Source organism: Burkholderia sp. MR1-5-21 (assembly GCF_053427715.1).
In genome coordinates this window covers 1-355 of the sequence record NZ_JBSAXD010000143.1, presented here as the reverse complement: position 1 = coordinate 355, position 355 = coordinate 1, and the positions used below count along the sequence as shown (strand labels likewise).

Sequence of the window (355 nt, the reverse complement as noted above, 5' to 3'; positions counted from 1 at the left end):
CGTCGAGCCGATGAACTCGGCCGAGAAGCGGCTGTTCGGGAATTCGTACACTTCGCCGGGCGAGCCGATCTGCACGATCTTGCCCTCGCTCATCACCGCGAGGCGGCTCGCCATCGTCATCGCTTCTTCCTGGTCGTGCGTGACCATCACGCAGGTGACGTCGACCTTCTCGATGATGTTCACGAGCTCGAGCTGGGTCTTCTGGCGGATCTTCTTGTCGAGCGCGGACATCGGCTCGTCGAGCAGCAGCAGCTTCGGGCGCTTGACGAGCGAGCGCGCGAGCGCGACGCGCTGCTGCTGGCCGCCGGACAGCTGATGCGGCTTGCGCTGCGCGTACTTGCTCATCTGCACGAGC

General features: G+C 64.8%; 1 protein-coding gene. It reads right to left on the bottom strand.

Features of this window, described 5'->3' with window-relative positions; all coding sequences use genetic code 11:
* On the bottom strand, positions 1-355 hold a 355-nt coding region (locus tag ACV229_RS40795), incomplete at both ends, for an ABC transporter ATP-binding protein (protein ID WP_448088691.1).